The sequence below is a fragment of the [Clostridium] fimetarium genome (assembly GCF_900111235.1).
GTDB lineage: Bacteria > Bacillota > Clostridia > Lachnospirales > Lachnospiraceae > Clostridium_N > Clostridium_N fimetarium.
Map to the genome: position 1 here is coordinate 1 of NZ_FOJI01000030.1, position 18354 is coordinate 18354.

An 18354-nucleotide genomic window follows, 5' to 3' on the forward strand; every position below is an offset into this window, starting at 1 on the left:
CAAAGTGCGCTACTATAAATTGAAAAAAAGACAAAAAAATATAGACTTTTCAAGGCCTATAGCAATTTTTAGTCTATGCAACTGTCAAAGACCCGAGGTATAAATGAATTCGAAACCAAAGCGAGTAACGGCATAAATGAACTAAAAACTGATATTAATAAAAAAACAGAAGAATTGGCAACCGTATTTGGAGGTACAATTCAAGCGCAAACAAGATAAGATTTGCCCATATTGGCACAGTAAATAAAAACTTACAAAGATTAATTTTGTGAGTTTTTTGTTTTTAATGAAAGTTTTGTGAAAAGACTTTCACTTTGCTGAAATATATCGTATTATATAATCTTAGAAGTATATCAGGAGGAGGTTTTGTGAGTACATCTCACAAATTATGACAATGACAAATAATATTAAAAAAGAGACGAAGATAGTGGAAGTAAAAAACAATACTCAAAAGGTTATTACAAAGTATGACAAAAAGGTTTTAGAGAGAAAAAGAGAAGAAGAAAAACAAAAAAGAAACCAGAAAATATTTAAAATATCTGCTTTAATTGGTCTAGCAGCGATAATTATTGGGGCTACATCGTATTTTGTAATCAGACATAATAATATATATGGCGAGTACATAACAGTTGGAGATAATGAAATTTCAAAAGTGGAATTTGATTATTATTATAATAGTACAGCGAATCAATTCGTTACAACATATTCATCTTATCTTTCATATTTCAATTTGGATACAACTAAAAGTTATGCAGATCAAATGTATTCAGATACAATGACTTGGGAAGATTATTTTTCTCAGGGAACAGTTGAAGTAATTAAACAAACAAAAGCAATATTAGTTGATGCTAAAAGTAAAGGGTTTCAATATGATGTATCTGCAGATTTTAATTCTTATAAAGACAGTATTCAACAAGCGGCAACTACAGCTTCTGTAAGTTTAAATGCTTTTTATAAAACCAAATTTGGTATATATGCAACAGTAAGCAACATGGAATCTATTATTAAGGATTATTTAACCGCAGGTGCGTATAGCAGTCAGCTTACTGAACAAAATACACCTTCAGATACCGAAATTTTAGCATACTATGAAGCAAACAAGGATAACTATGATTCAGTGGATTACAGAGTCCTTTCAGTTCCAACACAGGATGCAGCGAATGAAATGCTTTCAAAAGTGAAAGATGAAGCAACATTTGCAACGTTATGCAAAACATATGCTGCTGATGACCAAAAGTCAAAATATGAGACAGACGATACTTCACTTATAAAAGGTGGTACATCAAGCAGTGTAAGTCCGACCTACAGCTCATGGTTATATGATTCATCAAGAGCTGAAGGAGATAAAACAGTTTTGGCTGATACAGATAATGGTGTATTTTATGTTGTATATTTTATAAACAAATATTATGATGAGGCTACTAATGCAACGATATCAAGCACGATTGCAAGTAATGCTGTAAAAGAGTATATTGATAAACTTACAGTTGATTATACAGTTATAGATAAGCACAATCATTTGAAATATTTAAGTATTCCTACCGAAACAGCAAGTCAGGAGTAAGGTGAGTGAGTTTTAGATAAGACGGACGAAAAAGTTCATTGATATCCTCTTGTTCGCTATTGCCTCTACAGCCCTACGAGATTGTTTGCACTTGGTTCGACGCGTAAAGATGCGTCAACCACTTGCAGACAATCTCGTAGGGCTGTAACGGCAAATGCGTACAATTGAGGACTTCAATGAACTTTTTCTGCGTTTTATAGCAAAAATCAGGTAGGGCGTTAAAAAGCAAAAAAAATTAAGGCTAAAACATTTAGGACGAAAAATAATAATGCAATTGCTGAACGCAAGGACACATCCAAGAGGTAATGGATGTGTTTTTGCGTTTGAGTGCGAAGTGATTAACCATAGGTTTTACTTATGGATATATCTACCATAATTGCTTTTGGTTTTGAATGATATTTTGATTGTTTTGTTTATTGAATTTATAGGGGTAATAACTTAGAATGAACGGAATCTAAGAAATATAGTGAAATAGACAAATGCATAAAATACGATGAAGATCAAATGAAATATGGAGGTTATGAAATGAAAGAAAAAATGTTAGATTTATTAGCACTAATGCCATGTCCGCTGAAAGTATCGTTTGAAAAAGAGATTACTGAAACGATTAAGACACTAAATGAGTACTATGATATACATTTAGAGTATAAAATCGTATCTAATGCAGTGGCGCAAACTGATATTTTCGAGAAAATATCCCATTGCAAGGATATTAATGAATTGCCGAATATTATGATTGCACCTGGATTTAGTCGCTTTTTTTATAAAGAATTTGTAAAACTATTTAGAGACAAAGGAAAATTTAGTAATATTTTAGAACAGGAAACATTTTTGAATTTGGAATTGATTGATATATTTGATCCAGATAATTATTATAGCTTGATTGCATTTAATCCGCTGGTATTTCTCGTTGATAAAACGAATAATCCTAAATTACCTACACCAAAAAAGTGGGGTGACCTTTTGACTGAGGAGTATGAGGCAAAGGTTGCATATCGTGGTCATAGCGATAGTCAATTCTGTGAAGGGGTGTTGTTAAATATTTATAAAGAGTTGGGTGATGAAGGAATTTTTAAACTCGCGAAATCTGTAAAATGCAGACTACATCCATCTCAAATGGTTAAATTCGCAGGTAGTAAAATGAAGGAAGCACCAGCCGTAAGTGTAATTCCATATTCTTTTGCTTGTATGGTTGGAAAAAATAAAAATGTGGAAATTATATGGCCAGAAGATGGAGCAATTATTAATCCACTTGTTATGCTTGTGAAAACAGATTGCAGCCAAGCGGTAAAAGATCTTGCTAATAAAATAGCAGATAAAGATATAGAAGAGTTATTTTTAGCAGGAGGGTTCTTCTCCATTTATAATCAAGAAAATATGCATAACATGGGTGAACATTTCAGGTGGTTAGGGTGGGACTTTATAATTAATAACAACTTAGAGGAGATTTTGGATCATTTAAATCAAATCATGTTTAATGTAATAAATACTCGAAATACGACTGATTTAACAAAAGAAGGTGATTTTGATTGCAAATAATAACAGTTTCAGGACCTCCTTCATCTGGAAAAACGTCTGTCATAATTCATATGATAGCTGGATTGCGGGAACAAGATTATATTGTGGGGGTAATTAAGTTTGATTGTCTTAGTACAGATGATGACAAAATCTATAATCGCGAAAATATTCCAGTTAAAATTGGGTTATCAGGAAATCTGTGCCCAGATCATTTTTTCGCTAGTAATTTTGAAGATTGTATTCAATGGGGAGAAAAGAATAATTTTAATATATTGATTTTAGAAAGTGCAGGCCTTTGCAATCGCTGTTCACCACATATTCGAGATATAAAAGCTGTGTGTGTGATTGATAATTTGATGGGAATAAATACACCACGAAAAATCGGCCCAATGTTAAAAATGGCTGATATAGTAGCAATAACAAAAGGAGACGTTGTTTCTCAAGCGGAAAGAGAGGTGTTTTCATTTCGAGTTAGACAAGTTAATCCTAAAGCAATCATAATGCAAATCAATGGGATAACGGGACAGGGTTGTTTGGAATTGTCAAAAATGATTTTATGTAACGCCGAAGTAGATATTAGTCAGTTAAAACTTAGATTCACGATGCCAGCGGCTGTATGCTCCTATTGTCTAGGAGAAACAAGAATAGGAGCTGAGTATCATATCGGAAATTCTAAGAGGATGGAGCTTGAATGAATGATGGAATACAAGAAAAAGGAACTCAAGAAAAAGGAACTCAAGAAAAAGGAATAAATACAAAGGAAATGCAAACAAAAGACATACAAAAGAATAGATTATTAAAAATGACATTGGATGCTGTTTCTAATAAATATTCTTATGTTCATGAGTTTTTTACATCTATGTCAATTGAATATCCAGAACACAAAAAAAACAAGACAATTGAATCAATTTTTTACACAATGGATGAATATGATTTGGAGCAAAAAGGGGTTGATAAATCTAATCTATTGGATTTATTCTTAGAATATCTTGAAAATATGCAACAACATCAAAAAGGAAATGAATTTAAAGTTTCTTCTATTACAATACTTGGTGGACATAATAAAAATTTGGTAAACGAAAGTATAAATCTGACATTACATTGTGGTGATGTCCTTTCCATAGTAGGCGCAACGGGAGCTGGAAAAAGTAGATTTTTAGCAGATATTGAGTGGTTGGCACAAAAAGATACACCGACTGGAAGGCAAATTTTAATCAATGGTGAAGTTCCTCCATCAGAGTGGCGATTTTCCATTGAGCACAAACTGGTAGCGCAATTATCACAGAATATGAATTTTGTTATGGATGTTTCGGTAATTGATTTCATAAGAATGCATGCTGAAAGTAGAATGATAACAGAAAATCTAGATGATAAAATTAAAATGATTATTAACGAAGCGAATCATTTGGCCGGTGAAAAAATATATGAAGATACTCCAGTTACGTCTCTTAGTGGTGGACAGTCAAGAGCTCTGATGATAGCTGATACAGCTTTTTTAAGCTCTTCACCAATTGTATTAATTGATGAAATAGAAAATGCCGGAATCGATAGAAAAACGGCGGTAAACCTTCTAATCAAAAGAGAAAAAATAATTGTGATGGCAACACATGATCCCGTTTTGGCTTTATACGCTGACCGACGTCTTGTGATACAAAATGGTGGGATGTATAGATTACTTACAACAACGAAGGGAGAGAAAACGAAGTTAAAAGAGCTAGAAAAATTAAACGCTCAGCTAATGGCATACAGAGAAAAACTAAGAATGGGAGAAATCCTAGCATAATAGGAAAGCGAGTATTCATAAATGAAAATAAAATCAAATAGAAATGCGCGAAACAATTTAATACTGATTCTACTATTTATAAGTCTGATTTTTCTGATTTTGATTTCGTTTATGTTGGGAAGATATTATATTTCATTCATTAATGTCATAAAAAGTCTTGGTTCAATGATTACTGATTATGATTTAGATGTACCACAAGTTTGTAAATCAATTATAAATAATATTCGATTTCCAAGAATTATAGTATGTGTTTTGGTTGGATCAGCGTTATCTGTTTCAGGTGTTTCTTATCAGGGAATATTTCAAAATCCAATGGTATCACCAGATGTTCTTGGTGCATCGGCAGGAGCAGGATTTGGAGCAGCATTGGGAATCGTTTTATCGTTTTCAGGTATAGGAATCCAACTTTTATCCTTTGTATTTGGTTTAATTGCAGTTGGACTTACCTATTTTATAAGCAAAGCAGTAGGACAAAGGGAAAATGTAACATTAGTGTTAGTTTTGGCCGGAATGGTGATTGCAGCTTTATTTAGTGCATTTATTTCTATTATAAAATATGTGGCAGACCCATATAGTAAATTACCAGAAATAACATTTTGGCTTATGGGTAGCCTTTCATCAGTTACTATCAAAGATTTGAAAATGATTGTGATTCCAATTACAATATGTATGGCAATTCTTCTTTTAATCAGATGGAGATTGAATGTCTTAGTTTTCGGAGACGAGGAAGCTTCATCAATGGGAATCAATACAAAACGACTTCGTGCACTTGTTATTATCTGTGCCACAGTGTTAACGGCATCTGTGGTATCCATTAGTGGACAAATTGGTTGGGTAGGACTTGTGATTCCTCATTTAAGCAGGATGATAGTAGGTCCAAATCACAAGCATCTTATTCCTGCTACGCTTTTGATTGGTGCCTTGTTTCTACTGATTGTTGATAATATATCTAGAATACTGTTTCCAGTTGAAATCCCACTGGGTATATTAACGGCAATTATAGGAGCGCCGTGTTTTATAATATTACTTCTAAGGGGAAAAAGGGGGTGGTGTTAATGTTAGAAATAAAAAATGTTGTCTGTGGATATAAAAACAATGTGATATTGAGTGACATATCATTTGGAGTAAATAAAGGCAGTATCCTAAGTATTATGGGAGCAAATGGAATAGGAAAAACGACTTTATTTAAAACAATTTTAGGACATTTGAAATTATTAGATGGTGAGATTTTGCTTCATGGGAAAGCTATGAAATCCTTAACAAGCAAAGAAATGGCAAAACAAATTGCATATGTACCTCAGGCACATATACCACCATTCCCATTTAAAGTTATAGATGTAGTTGCAATGGGAAGGACATCACATATTTCTGTGTTTCGATCCCCTTCAAAAAAGGATATGCAAATTGCCCAGGAGTGCTTAAATACAGTAAATATACTATATTTGCAAGAAAAATCTTATACAGAAATTAGTGGGGGTGAAAGGCAATTAGTACTCATTGCGCGGGCGCTTGCGCAAAAGAGTGAAATTCTAATAATGGATGAACCTACAGCAAATTTGGACTTCGGAAACCAAACAAGAATTTTAGATCAAATAAGAGCGTTATCAAAAAAAGGACTTACTATTATTTACACAACACATTTTCCAGAACATGCATTTTTGTGTTCTAGCCAGGTTTTAGTGATAAAAGGGAAAAAAGAATTCGTAATTGGAAGTGCTAGTGAGATTATAACGAGTGAATTAATCAAAGAAGTATATCAAGTAGATGCATTGGTTAAAGAAATTAAACTTGATTTTAAAACAGTGAAAATCTGTGTTCCACAATAATATGGACAGATGGGAGCATTATGAAATACATAAAAGTAATGGCATTTATAATACTGGCACTTAGCATTATGGGTTGCAGTAAAAATGCAAGTAATAATATTCAAACGGCTAAAACCCATCAAGTTATTGATATGGCAGGCAGAATGGTAGATATTCCAGTGGAAATTAATCAAATATATTCTACGGGTCAGCCAGGAGTGGTTATGCTTTATACGTTATGTCCTGATAAATTATTAGGATGGTGCATGGAACTATCAAGTGATGAAGCAAGTTATATAAATGCAAAATATCTATCACTTCCTATATTAGGTCTAATGCAGGGAAATAATAGTTCTGCAAACAAGGAAGAAATCATGGAGAGAGATCCAGATATTATTTTAATGATGACGATTATCAGCGAGGAGTCTATCAGTGCAGCAAATGAGATTCAAGAAACTATGGGAATTCCTGTCATAGTTGCAGATTTTAGCCTACAAAATATCTGCGATACATATGAATTTTTAGGAACGATTCTAAATGAATCAGAAAGAGCCACAGAATTATCAAATTATTGTAAAGAGACGATTGAAAGTGCAAAACAGATCGCCTCAACAATCAAGGATGAAGATGTCCTAAAAGTCTATTATGCACAAGGCTCGACAGGATTACAGACAGCACCAAAAGGATCATCCCATTCAGAGGTTATAGATTTGGTTGGCGGGGAAAATGTTGTAATGTTGAATGCTGATACAGATGGACGATTGAATATTAATATGGAGCAATTATTACGATACAATCCAGATGTGATTATTGCCTCTTATAGTATGGGACATAACGACAATAATGGTGGAGTTTTTTCGATTCTAACAAATGCATCATATGAATGGCAGCTTGTAAAAGCGGTTAAAAAAGATATGGTCTACGCGACACCGTGCTTACCATATAATTGGCTTGATATGCCACCATCGGTAAACAGAATCATTGGTATTAAGTGGTTGGGAAATTTATTATATCCAGCTTACTATCAATATGATATCAAGCAAGAAACCAAAAAGTTTTATTCATTATTTTATCAAAAGGAGTTATCTGATGAAAAAATAAACAATTTGTTAGCCAATGCATTAAGAAATTAAATGTATGATAGCTAAAAACAAGTTGGATAAAATTATAGATAATAATTGAACAGAAATTCTAAATTCAACTAAAAAGGGAGAACATAATTATGAAAAAAAGAAAAAGAGTTATATCAGTAGTGTTAATATTTGTTTTGATTATGAGTTTAAATCTTGTAAGCGCAATGGCTGCTGATGCGTCAGCTTTTGCATCAATTAGTACATCATCAATTCCATATGCAACAGGACCTAATACATATTTAATTACCGCCGATTCATCAATGTCATGGAAAAAATTCAATACCATTCAGGGCTATGATATGTTAGGCACCATAAAAAGTGATGCTACAAAAGTAGAAGTATTTGAAAACAGAGTAGGCGATACAATTGCCGGGAAACTAAATTACTCATGGAAAATAGATGGACAGAAATGTGCTCCAATCGTTGAGGCAAATAAAGGGCCTATTTATCTTCAAATAACATCAACGTCAATCGAAAATGGTTTATCAGTAAAGTTTAAGTCTAAACGCTTATTTTATGGGGAAATCAGTATTAAATTAAATGTTGCTGATTCATATATTGATGGGACGCATTTAACATTAAACTATGTTGATGGTGTTGATGGTAGTCAGATTGATGGATCAAATAAAGTAGTACCTGTAATAGCCGCAACAAAGGTAGAAGGAATCGTTGTTGAGGGTGGATATATAGTGTTTAATGTTAAAAATGGTGGAAATTATACACTAACAAAAGAAGCAATTGTAGAAACACCTACTATCCAAGCACCAACTTCACAGGACGCTGGAATTGTACCAATCCAATTAGCAACAGAAAATACGAACACCATGCTAGCGGCAGAAAACGCTGACACTACAATATCTACAGTTAAAGAAGCAGATAATAGTTCGCCAAAAACTGGATCAACTGAAATATATTATGTATTTATAATATTGATGGTAATTTCAGGAGTCAGTATATCTTTGTTAGCAAAAAAGAAAAAGACTGTTTAATATGAAAATAAAATGGACTCCATTTAAAAGCTATGTTAGAAAAGGACTGACTGTATTAATTTCATTTTTAATTGTAATACAAATATATACGGTATGTTCGGCTGAATCTTTAGGAGTGATTGGCGATGATGTGAGTCCATATAGTGGAAATGGGTCATCGAATGATCCCTACAAATATTTGTTTGACATCGATTCTAAGGTGACATGGAAACATCTTAATATGGTAAAAACGAATGGTTACACTGAAATATATGAAAATAGAGCGGGTAATACTGCGGAGGGAACTTTGAAATACTCCTGGAAGTTTTCCTATGATAAAATCACAAATCCAGAAGGCCCTTATTTCTTGGGAATAAATTTCTATGAGGGTGACATCTTAACCGGATTACCAGGAGGAACGAGGGCAAAATATTTCTCTTTTTCAAATAAAAGGGATTTACCAGGGTTAGCAACTATTACGATGTATGTGGGTGATCAATTTTTAAATGATACAAAATTAGAACTATCTTATTATGGTGGATATGATTCCGCTGTTTTACACGGGAGTACACCAATTATAGACAGCAATGAAATTATTAAACAGGATACAATGGCGAATATTGCAACCGGTTTAACCGTAAATAATGGTTATGTTGAATTTGTTATCCGATATGGGGGCAATTATTTTCTAAAAGAGGGAAGTGATAATGAAAGTTCTTTAAATATTATATCAAATGCAACGTCAAATAACACCTCAACTAATATAGAAAATATTACAGTTTCTGCTAATGCCGAGAACAGTGAGGAAACAACAAGCGCAACACAGGTAGAACAGGCTGATAAAATAGGAGTAAGTGGTGAACCTTTGTCCAATACAAATATTGATGCAGTCTATGGACAAGAGAGTAATTTAGGTAAAATAAATGAGGTTTTTCAATCAGAAAGTATATGTCTAGCAATTGCAACCAGTTTGTCAAAAGATGTTAATGATGAAATTACGGTTGCGGATATTAAGAGCATTAAGAAATTATATCTAACTGGTAAAGCCTTAGAAAATATTAATGAGCTAGGAAATGTTGAATTCTCAAATTTAGAAAGTTTATATCTTTCAAATAACAAGATTAAATCATTACCAAATTTGATTATGCCAATGCTAAAGTATATTGATTTAAGCAATAATGAAATAGAGGATATTGAAAATATCATTTTGTTCCAAAAGCTTGAGTCTATATTGATTCAAAACAACAAAATAAAAGAGCTATTTGATATTTCTAAATTGCCAAATCTTGTTTCGTTAAATGCTAGTACTAACCAAATAGAAATAGTTCCTAGTTTAGTAAGTAAAACATTATCTTATATGAATTTAAGTAATAATAAGATTAAGACAATAGGTAATTTAGTAGGTCTTCAAAATATTTCTTTTCTGGATATATCAAGTAATTATATTAAAGTTTTACCTGATTTTTCAGTGTGTAAAAATTTGCAAAATATTATAGATAGTCAAAAAACTGATGTTGGAAAAAATAATAATGGGACAAAAGTATTTATTATCATTTCTGTTATAGTAGTAGCTATGTTAATTTCACTTATCTTAATTAGAGCTAAGAAAATTATGAAAAAGTAAAATAAACTTAATACCTTTATACACACAAAAATATAAAAAGCTATGAGAATTTGACATCATACATTAATTTGATATCGAAATAGCTCTAAACGAGGTTTGATGTGTTCATTATGAATGCCATAAACTTATGTTTAGAGCTTATTTTGTTTTGCAAAATCAACATCAAACTGATTGACAAATATCTCCATAATGGTACAATTAATTTTAGCATAGATTTAAAGTATGAATAAAGTGAATTAAAGATTCGTTTACAAATGTGATTAATTTATTAAATTGAGAATAAAAACATAGTATTTTACAAATTATTAACTATAGATAAAAAGACTAAAAAGTGAGGTAATATCATGCATCAAGGTTTTGTTAGAATGTCTGCTATGACACCTAAGATTAAGGTAGCTGATTGTGATTATAATGTAGATAGAATATGTGAGTTGATTGATCAAGCGGTGGCAAAAGATGCTAAGGTCATCGTATTTCCAGAGTTGTGTATTACTGGTTACACCTGTGGCGATCTGTTTTTACAAGATACTTTATTACAAGGAGCGATAGATGGCCTTATTGCAATTGTAAAACATACTGTGAATATCAGTGGCGTCCTTGTGTGGGTTGGATTACCATATGAATACTGTGGAAAGTTGTATAATGTAGCTGCGACAATTTCAGAAGGAAAAATTCTTGGTCTTGTCCCTAAAAAGAACATTCCTAACAATTCGGAATTTTATGAAAAAAGGCATTTTACAGAAGGATTTGATGAGGTATGTGAAGTCGTTATCGATGGACAGCTTGTACCCTTTGGCAGTAAGATTTTGTATAAATGTGCCAATATGCCGTCACTTGTAATCGGAACTGAGATTTGTGAGGACCTTTGGGTTCCAATGCCCCCAAGTATTGCCCATGCAATGAATGGTGCAACCGTAATTATCAATTGTTCTGCTAGTAATGAAACAATCAGCAAAGATAACTATAGAAGAGAACTAGTAAGAGGGCAGTCCGCCAGACTTCTTTGTGCATATATATATGCAAGTGCTGGTGAAGGGGAATCGACACAGGATCTCGTATTTGGCGGACATAATATTATTGCCGAGAATGGTACTGTAATCGCTGAGGCCAAAAGATTTATGAATGAGGCGATATATGCAGATATTGATCTTGATAGGCTGAAGTGTGAACGTCGTAGAATGACTTCTTTTCGTTCGCGAGAAGATTTAGATGAATATTCTGATGTTGAGTTTCATATTGAAATGAAAGATTTGAAATTAATCCAAAAATATAATAAAGCTCCATTTGTTCCTAGAGACAAAAGAGAAAGAGAGGACCGTTGTGAAGCGATTCTTTCGATTCAAGCATTGGGACTTAAGAAGCGATTAGAACATATTGGATGTAAGTATGCAGTAATAGGGATTTCAGGTGGCCTTGATTCAACTTTAGCATTGCTTGTTATGATAAGGGCGTTTGATGCACTACAGATTCCACGCGAGAATATTATATCAGTTACGATGCCTTGCTTTGGAACAACGGATAGAACTTATTCTAATGCAGTTGAGTTAACAAAAAAACTGGGCACAGCACTATATGAAATTGATATAAAAGAGTCAGTAACTTTACATCTTAGAGACATTAATCATGATATTAATGTTCACGATGTAACCTATGAGAATGCACAGGCAAGAGAGCGTACGCAGGTCCTTATGGATATTGCCAATCAGATGAATGGCATAGTGATTGGAACGGGAGATTTATCAGAACTAGCACTAGGTTGGGCAACTTATAATGGTGACCATATGTCAATGTATGACGTCAACGTTTCAGTACCTAAGACACTTGTAAGACATTTGGTAAAATATTTTGCAGATACTTGTAAGGAAGAGGGCCTTGCAGATGTCTTAAATGATGTCTTGGATACACCAGTTAGTCCAGAACTGCTTCCACCTAAGGCAAATGGTACAATTGCTCAAAAGACAGAGGATATTGTTGGACCATATGAGCTTCATGATTTTTATTTATATCATATTCTTAGGTTTGGAATTAGACCAGCCAAGTTATTTCGAATAACAAAGAATGCATTTGAAGGTGAATATGACGATGAGACTATTTTGAAATGGCTTAAGACCTTTTATAGTAGATTCTTTGCAACACAATTCAAACGGTCATGTTTACCGGATGGACCTAAAGTGGGTTCAGTTTCGATTTCGCCAAGAGGTGATTTGCGCATGCCTAGTGATGCGAGCGCCTCACTTTGGATGAAAGAACTTGAAGAATTGTAAGCGAGAACTTGAAAATTGTAAATAAGAACTGAAAGAATAGGCTTGTACCTGAGGCGATTGAAAACGTTGCCCAGGTGCAAGCCTATATTTTATATTTTCTTGTGTACTTTTTTATCCTGATACAGAAGGAAGATTGCTTAAATTGTTACTTTCTGCGCCATCGGGCAAAGATTTCAAGTATTCACTGCCTTGTCGGTGGGCAATTCCTACTCCATTAATACCACCTTCTTTTGCAAGTTGAACACCTTGTTCTTTACTTAACGTAGTTCCATCAGATAATTTGTATCCATCAACATGTCCACTACTTTTTACTAGGGCAACAATATCTTTTGCATCGGATTTTGGATCGGGTATGTCGTCAAGAGCGCTCATTGCAAGCTGTGAACGGTTTATATTCGGTTTGCTCATTCAATATGCTCCTTTCAATAAATTTATAGTTATTATTTGTAGTAAGACAAAAAATATACATGCATAGAGATCATAAATTCTAAAAAGAAAATATGATTACGGTGTCAAAACTAATAATGAAAGGTATCGAGTGAATATTAATTTTTGATTATACATTTTATCTTGCCTTTCCTTCAAGTAGTATATTTTTTACGAGCCTCAGAGATGATAAAAATACTCGCTTACGCTCATTTTTTATCTGAGTCTCGACAAAATATAAGCACTACTTTCAGCCGGTCTGCGATAAATGAATAATCAAAAATTAATATTTACAGTTTACTTTATAAGATGATTTCCATACGTATATTATAATTTAAAAAAAGGCTAAAAACCTTGAAAACGCTGTAAAGTACTGTGGGATAGTGCTATAATTAGAACATACCCAATACTCCTGTTAACTTTACAATAGGTGCTTTTATGCTTGAGATGTGGTGAACTAAACTTTCTTAGTTATGGCACCCTAACCAAATATCAAACAAAAAAAAGAGCTATCACACGAATCGTGATAGCTCTAAATTCATATAGGATTACTAATTTCTTTTACCGAAAAGTCTGAGAAGTCTAAGGAAAAGGTTGATAAAATCTAAATACAACATAAGTGCACCAAACAATGCCATAGTGGTTATGTTATCGGAATTACTGACAGCAGACATCTTTTTGATCTTTTGAGAATCGTATGCGGCAAGACCAACAAAAATGAAAACACCAACTGCAGAAATAACGAGGTCCATACCATTGCTTTTAATGAAAAACATATTTGCAACACTTAATACAATAATGGCGATAAGACCCATAAAACAGATGTTGCCAACTGTAGATAAGTCCTTTTTGGTAACGATACCAAATACTGCTGTGATAGCAAATATAACAGCTGACATAATAAAGATGCTAAATACAGAGCCTAGCTGATAAATATCGAATATGACTGAAAGAGTAACACCGTTAATACCTGAATATAAAACAAATAGTATTGCGGAAGAAAGCAATCGATTATGGCTCATAGCGCGGGTTGCGACGATTACAACTACAAATTCACTGATTAACAGTCCATAGAATAGGCCTCCACTATTGGTTTCAATCGCATAAAGCAGATTATCCGAAGTTAAGGTCATATACGAAGCTATAGCAGTGATTATTAATGCAATTGTCATAAATATAAATGATTGTGCTAATACATTTTCCTCAATTCTTGCGCGTGAACCATACATTTGTTTTTGTTGATTAATGGGTTCATAATTTTGATTGAAATTTTCATTCATTTTAATGCACCTCTTTTTTAATTATTTTTAATTATATTACCATTTATAACATATTAGTCAAGCATTTTCAAATGTTTTATCATTCAGGTATAATTTTCGCCAATAATTTTGATGCTATATAATGCGTGTAAGTAAATATAATTTTTTCTATATTATACAAGAAATGTTAATTGTATTTATATAGTAGCGACAAGAAATGTTAATTGTATTTAAACAGATACAATGGCTCTTATTATTGACGGAATTATATACGAATGGTATAATTGATAAATAATTAACAAAGTTAAAAACGCTTATTGTCGCGTATATAATTTTATAATTATTATTAATGATGAAAGATTATTAATCTTTCACACATGTTTGTGACAACAATGTGCTTGCACGAACTAGATATGCGCATTGTCTCGTAGATCGAGGCAATAAAAAATGCGCAGAAATGGAGAAAATTATGAGTAGATTTACATTACCAAGAGACTTGTATCATGGAAAAGGAACTTTAGCAGAATTAAAAAATCTTGTAGGAAAGAAAGCAATATTGGTTGTTGGCGGCGGATCAATGAAACGTTTTGGCTTTTTAGACCAAGCAGTTGATTATTTAAAAGAAGCGGGAATGGAAGTTGAATTATTTGAAAATGTTGAACCAGACCCAAGTGTAGAAACAGTGAAAAGAGGCGCCCAAGCAATGTTGAAGTTCAAGCCTGACTGGATTGTAGCTATGGGTGGTGGTTCTCCAATAGATGCTGCAAAAGCAATGTGGGCATTATATGAATACCCTGAAATTACATTTGAAGATTTAATCACACCATTTAGTTTCCCAACGTTACGTCAAAAGGCAAAATTTTGTGCAATTCCTTCAACATCAGGTACTGCAACAGAAGTTACAGCATTTAGTGTAATTACAGATTATAGCAAGGGTATTAAATATCCTTTAGCAGATTTTAATATAACTCCAGATGTCGCAATCGTTGATCCTGCATTGGCAGAGACAATGCCTAAGAAATTAACAGCTTTTACAGGAATGGATGCTATGACTCATGCAATTGAAGCATATGTATCTACACTGAATTGTGACTTTACAGATCCATTGGCATTGCATGCAATTAAAATGGTACATATTTTCCTGAAAGCCTCATATGATGGGGATATGGCAGCAAGAGATAGAATGCATAATGCACAGTGTTTGGCTGGTATGGCATTCTCTAATGCGTTACTTGGTATCGTACATTCGATGGCACATAAGACCGGTGCAGCATATTCAGGTGGGCATATTGTTCATGGTTGTGCAAATGCGATGTATCTTCCAAAGGTTATTAAATTCAACTCAAAAAATGAAGTGGCAGCAATTCGTTATGCGGATATTGCAAAATTCATAGATTTAAAAGGAAATACAACAACAGAATTAGTAGATGCTTTGATTGTTGAAATCAAAGCAATGAATGCCTCATTAGAAATTCCAACATGTATCAAAGAATATGAAGGTGGAATCATTGATGAAAAAGAATTTAATGATAAACTTTCTAAAGTATCAGCACTTGCAATTGGCGATGCTTGTACCGGTTCAAATCCAAGAATTCCAACACAGGAAGAGATGGAAAAACTAATCCATGCTTGTTATTACGATGAGGAAATTGATTTTTAGAATTTTGATTTTTAGAATCGGGCTTTTCAAATTTATTTGATCTATATTATTATTTTTTCAGATTTCAATTGGGCATCTCTTAGAGTTTATGAATTAATTCATGACCCTAAGGGGTGCTTTTTAAATACTAAAAAATACTGAAAAATGAATCTCTTATGTTAGAAATTCTATCAAATTAATTGTATTTATGTTCTTTTTGATATACAATGTAGGGAGCGGAGTAATATATTTTAGGAGGTTGTTTTATGAAAAATATTGAATTTGAACCAAATAATGCTTTTTGTAAGCAAAACGTGGAACAGATTATTGTACCAGAAATTGTTAAGTCCGATTTGCTTAGTATTATAGAAGAAAAGTTAAAAAAAGCAGGATTTTACTATCGTATTGTGTACAGAGTCAAAGAAATTGATTCAATGGTCGAAAAGCTTCTATATAAAGATTATAGAAGAGTCGGCGGAGAAAATGAAAATAAAAAGATGCAAGATTTGATAGGGATAAGAATTTTGCTATACTTTGCAGATGATTTAACAATTTGCAGAAATCTATTAGATACCGTGTTTACTGAGCCGGGTCAATGGAATACAATAGAAATTAACGAATCAGAATTTAAAGCAATGAAGATTAATGGTATATTTAGACTTCCGGCTTACCTAAGTAAGACGATAATGAATCCAATTTTATCAAATTATCTCGATGATACATTTGAAATCCAAGTTAGAACGAATTCGTTTGAAGGATGGCATGAAATCGAACATGATTTAAGATACAAGGGTTCAGCCTTTGGAATTGGAAACGAAGTACTTGCAAGAAAGATGAATAGTATACTTGCAACACTAGAGTTATGTGATGATTCAGTGGTCAAGTTACTTGAAGATTTGGGACATCAACATTATAAAGACAAAAAGTGGACGGATATGATTCGCTGCCATTATCGTCTTAAGATGACCAATGAGCCAATGATAGATGAGATAAGGGAAATATACGATCAAGATAACGAGCTAGCAAAATCTTTCTTTAAATTCGATAGAAAAAAAACAATTGAACATTTTTGGATGAATACTTCAGAAAGAACAAGTCAATTAGATGTTAATGCTGTTATTAAGGTAGTTAATCTATTAGGACCGAATAACGAGAAAATCAAAGAAATATTTGCAAAGATAGAGAATAAAAAAGAGGATGTCAAAGAAAGTAATAAAAGGAAGCGCTTTGAGCCATTTCAGGAATTTGGTGAATATACTGTATTTAGTGCTTCTACATATCTTGATATTTCAAATAATAACATGGAAATTTCATTTAAAAAGGCAGCAAACTATATTTTTTCATGGGTTAGATCAAGATTTTGCGAATTGTTAACTGATATACCGCATGAAATAGAGTCTTATAATAATGAAAAACCTGGATTCTCTGTCGATATTGTTTTTGATGTTTCAAAGTATATTTTTAGTGAGAGAACAACGCATGTCGATTTAAAGATCGCAAGTAGAATTTGGATTTCGAATGCAAGCATTATACTTGATGATAGAGGCTTGAAGTTTTCAGTAACGAATGAATATGCAGAACCTGAAGAAAGATACAGAGATAATGAGAATGTATTATTTAGCAGACCTAATTTCTATGGTGAGATCGCTGATAATATTGGAATATGTGATGTTGAGAGGTTACGTGAGGAAGTTATGCATGTGCGAATCGATGAAGTGGATAAGTTAACGGCATTAATTGATGATGTGAATAGGCAATTTCCAGTTGTCGTATTTATGGCAAAAGATAATACTTGGATTAACAAATTCGATGTTGATTATTTCTCATATTTAGTAGGGTATTACGCACATGTGAAAGTATTAAACAATGATAACTGTGAGAAATTTGCACAAAAATATAATTTCGATATGGACAGATACGAAGATTCTATAAGTATCTTTTTCAAAGGGAAAAAGCCTGAAATCAGTTACAAATCTGATATTGTAGAGGCAACATTTGAAGTTATTAAACTTCAAGACAAGAAGTATTGGAATGAAAAAGGATGCCGCGCATATAGAAGACAGCTTATTTCAGAAATAAGAGGAGAAAATGTAGAATAATCATGGTCTACTAATATAAGATGGTTTAGCACCAGCATATCAATTTGTTGGTGCTAATTTTTTATAATGGTGCATTATTGGCTTAATTTTTAGGAGATTATTAAAAGGATATATATGGTTGTTGAAAAATATGTTACAATATTAAATAATAATGTAACATATTAAGGGTATTATAAAAAGTAGAGACTAACTATTAAAAGTCAAGTCTTAAACTAATATTTTTTGATAGAGAGCGGATATGCATTTTAGGTATATTTGAACATTGAAAACTG

At 32.8% G+C, this 18354-nt stretch carries 15 protein-coding genes; 13 read left to right on the top strand and 2 right to left on the bottom strand.

Annotated features, from left to right (window positions below; genetic code table 11):
• The first annotated feature begins 75 nt into the window (after positions 1–75).
• The 11 genes from BMY18_RS21215 (at position 76) to BMY18_RS20245 (ending at position 12659) form a co-directional block, all read left to right on the top strand.
• On the top strand, positions 76–219 hold the full coding sequence (locus tag BMY18_RS21215) for a hypothetical protein (protein ID WP_170841520.1): 144 nt from the start codon (positions 76–78) through the stop codon (positions 217–219).
• A 208-nt stretch (positions 220–427) separates the two neighbouring features.
• Positions 428–1564, top strand: coding sequence for a peptidyl-prolyl cis-trans isomerase (locus BMY18_RS20200; RefSeq protein ID WP_170841521.1), 1137 nt, complete (start codon positions 428–430; stop codon positions 1562–1564).
• Between the two features lie 525 nt (positions 1565–2089).
• Positions 2090–3103 carry an ABC transporter substrate-binding protein gene (locus BMY18_RS20205; protein WP_170841522.1) on the top strand — a complete coding sequence of 338 codons (1014 nt, stop codon included), beginning with the start codon at positions 2090–2092 and terminating at the stop codon, positions 3101–3103.
• Positions 3094–3777 (top strand): GTP-binding protein, encoded by a 684-nt coding sequence (locus tag BMY18_RS20210; RefSeq protein ID WP_092458275.1) that lies wholly within the window; start codon positions 3094–3096, stop codon positions 3775–3777. The genes BMY18_RS20205 and BMY18_RS20210 overlap by 10 nt, the downstream gene beginning before the upstream one ends.
• Complete coding sequence (locus BMY18_RS20215) at positions 3774–4865, top strand: ATP-binding cassette domain-containing protein (protein WP_242941094.1); 1092 nt, start codon at positions 3774–3776, stop codon at positions 4863–4865. The genes BMY18_RS20210 and BMY18_RS20215 overlap by 4 nt, the downstream gene beginning before the upstream one ends.
• Positions 4866–4886: 21 nt before the next feature.
• Positions 4887–5921, top strand: a complete 1035-nt coding sequence (locus BMY18_RS20220) for a FecCD family ABC transporter permease (protein WP_139197357.1) — start codon at positions 4887–4889, stop codon at positions 5919–5921.
• Complete coding sequence (locus tag BMY18_RS20225) at positions 5921–6691, top strand: ABC transporter ATP-binding protein (protein ID WP_092458278.1); 771 nt, start codon at positions 5921–5923, stop codon at positions 6689–6691. The genes BMY18_RS20220 and BMY18_RS20225 overlap by 1 nt, the downstream gene beginning before the upstream one ends.
• Positions 6692–6711: 20 nt before the next feature.
• On the top strand, positions 6712–7803 hold the full coding sequence (locus tag BMY18_RS20230; protein WP_092458281.1) for an ABC transporter substrate-binding protein: 1092 nt from the start codon (positions 6712–6714) through the stop codon (positions 7801–7803).
• Positions 7804–7892: 89 nt separating this feature from the next.
• Entirely contained in the window at positions 7893–8792 is a 900-nt protein-coding gene (locus BMY18_RS20235; RefSeq protein ID WP_092458284.1) for an LPXTG cell wall anchor domain-containing protein, read from the top strand.
• A gap of 1 nt (position 8793) precedes the next feature.
• Complete coding sequence (locus tag BMY18_RS20240) at positions 8794–10395, top strand: leucine-rich repeat domain-containing protein (RefSeq protein WP_092458287.1); 1602 nt, start codon at positions 8794–8796, stop codon at positions 10393–10395.
• Between the two features lie 344 nt (positions 10396–10739).
• Positions 10740–12659 (top strand): NAD(+) synthase, encoded by a 1920-nt coding sequence (locus tag BMY18_RS20245; protein WP_092458289.1) that lies wholly within the window; start codon positions 10740–10742, stop codon positions 12657–12659.
• A gap of 111 nt (positions 12660–12770) precedes the next feature.
• Here BMY18_RS20245 and BMY18_RS20250 read toward each other — a convergent pair whose 3' ends face one another.
• Together BMY18_RS20250 and BMY18_RS20255 are read right to left on the bottom strand one after the other, a co-directional pair.
• Complete coding sequence (locus BMY18_RS20250; RefSeq protein WP_092458292.1) at positions 12771–13067, bottom strand: DUF3892 domain-containing protein; 297 nt, start codon at positions 13065–13067, stop codon at positions 12771–12773.
• Between the two features lie 569 nt (positions 13068–13636).
• Positions 13637–14365, bottom strand: coding sequence for a Bax inhibitor-1/YccA family protein (locus BMY18_RS20255; RefSeq protein WP_092458295.1), 729 nt, complete (start codon positions 14363–14365; stop codon positions 13637–13639).
• Positions 14366–14813: 448 nt separating this feature from the next.
• Here BMY18_RS20255 and BMY18_RS20260 point away from each other — a divergent pair, with 448 nt between their 5' ends.
• Positions 14814–16004, top strand: a complete 1191-nt coding sequence (locus tag BMY18_RS20260; protein WP_092458298.1) for an iron-containing alcohol dehydrogenase — start codon at positions 14814–14816, stop codon at positions 16002–16004.
• Between the two features lie 245 nt (positions 16005–16249).
• The gene (locus BMY18_RS20265; protein WP_092458301.1) at positions 16250–18082 is read left to right on the top strand and encodes a hypothetical protein; all 1833 of its coding nucleotides are present in this window, start codon (positions 16250–16252) and stop codon (positions 18080–18082) included.
• Positions 18083–18354: the final 272 nt, after the last annotated feature.

What these genes read in the sequence shown, in the direction of transcription:
- BMY18_RS20265 (WP_092458301.1), top strand. Translation starts at nt 16,250, where the DNA reads ATGAAAAATATTGAATTTGAACCAAATAATGCTTTTTGTAAGCAAAAC.
- BMY18_RS20240 (WP_092458287.1), top strand. Translation starts at nt 8,794, where the DNA reads ATGAAAATAAAATGGACTCCATTTAAAAGCTATGTTAGAAAAGGACTG.
- BMY18_RS20225 (WP_092458278.1), top strand. Translation starts at nt 5,921, where the DNA reads ATGTTAGAAATAAAAAATGTTGTCTGTGGATATAAAAACAATGTGATA.
- BMY18_RS20205 (WP_170841522.1), top strand. Translation starts at nt 2,090, where the DNA reads ATGAAAGAAAAAATGTTAGATTTATTAGCACTAATGCCATGTCCGCTG.
- BMY18_RS20215 (WP_242941094.1), top strand. Translation starts at nt 3,774, where the DNA reads ATGAATGATGGAATACAAGAAAAAGGAACTCAAGAAAAAGGAACTCAA.
- BMY18_RS20220 (WP_139197357.1), top strand. Translation starts at nt 4,887, where the DNA reads ATGAAAATAAAATCAAATAGAAATGCGCGAAACAATTTAATACTGATT.
- BMY18_RS20245 (WP_092458289.1), top strand. Translation starts at nt 10,740, where the DNA reads ATGCATCAAGGTTTTGTTAGAATGTCTGCTATGACACCTAAGATTAAG.
- BMY18_RS20250 (WP_092458292.1), bottom strand. Translation starts at nt 13,067, where the DNA reads ATGAGCAAACCGAATATAAACCGTTCACAGCTTGCAATGAGCGCTCTT.
- BMY18_RS20235 (WP_092458284.1), top strand. Translation starts at nt 7,893, where the DNA reads ATGAAAAAAAGAAAAAGAGTTATATCAGTAGTGTTAATATTTGTTTTG.
- BMY18_RS21215 (WP_170841520.1), top strand. Translation starts at nt 76, where the DNA reads ATGCAACTGTCAAAGACCCGAGGTATAAATGAATTCGAAACCAAAGCG.
- BMY18_RS20230 (WP_092458281.1), top strand. Translation starts at nt 6,712, where the DNA reads ATGAAATACATAAAAGTAATGGCATTTATAATACTGGCACTTAGCATT.
- BMY18_RS20255 (WP_092458295.1), bottom strand. Translation starts at nt 14,365, where the DNA reads ATGAATGAAAATTTCAATCAAAATTATGAACCCATTAATCAACAAAAA.
- BMY18_RS20260 (WP_092458298.1), top strand. Translation starts at nt 14,814, where the DNA reads ATGAGTAGATTTACATTACCAAGAGACTTGTATCATGGAAAAGGAACT.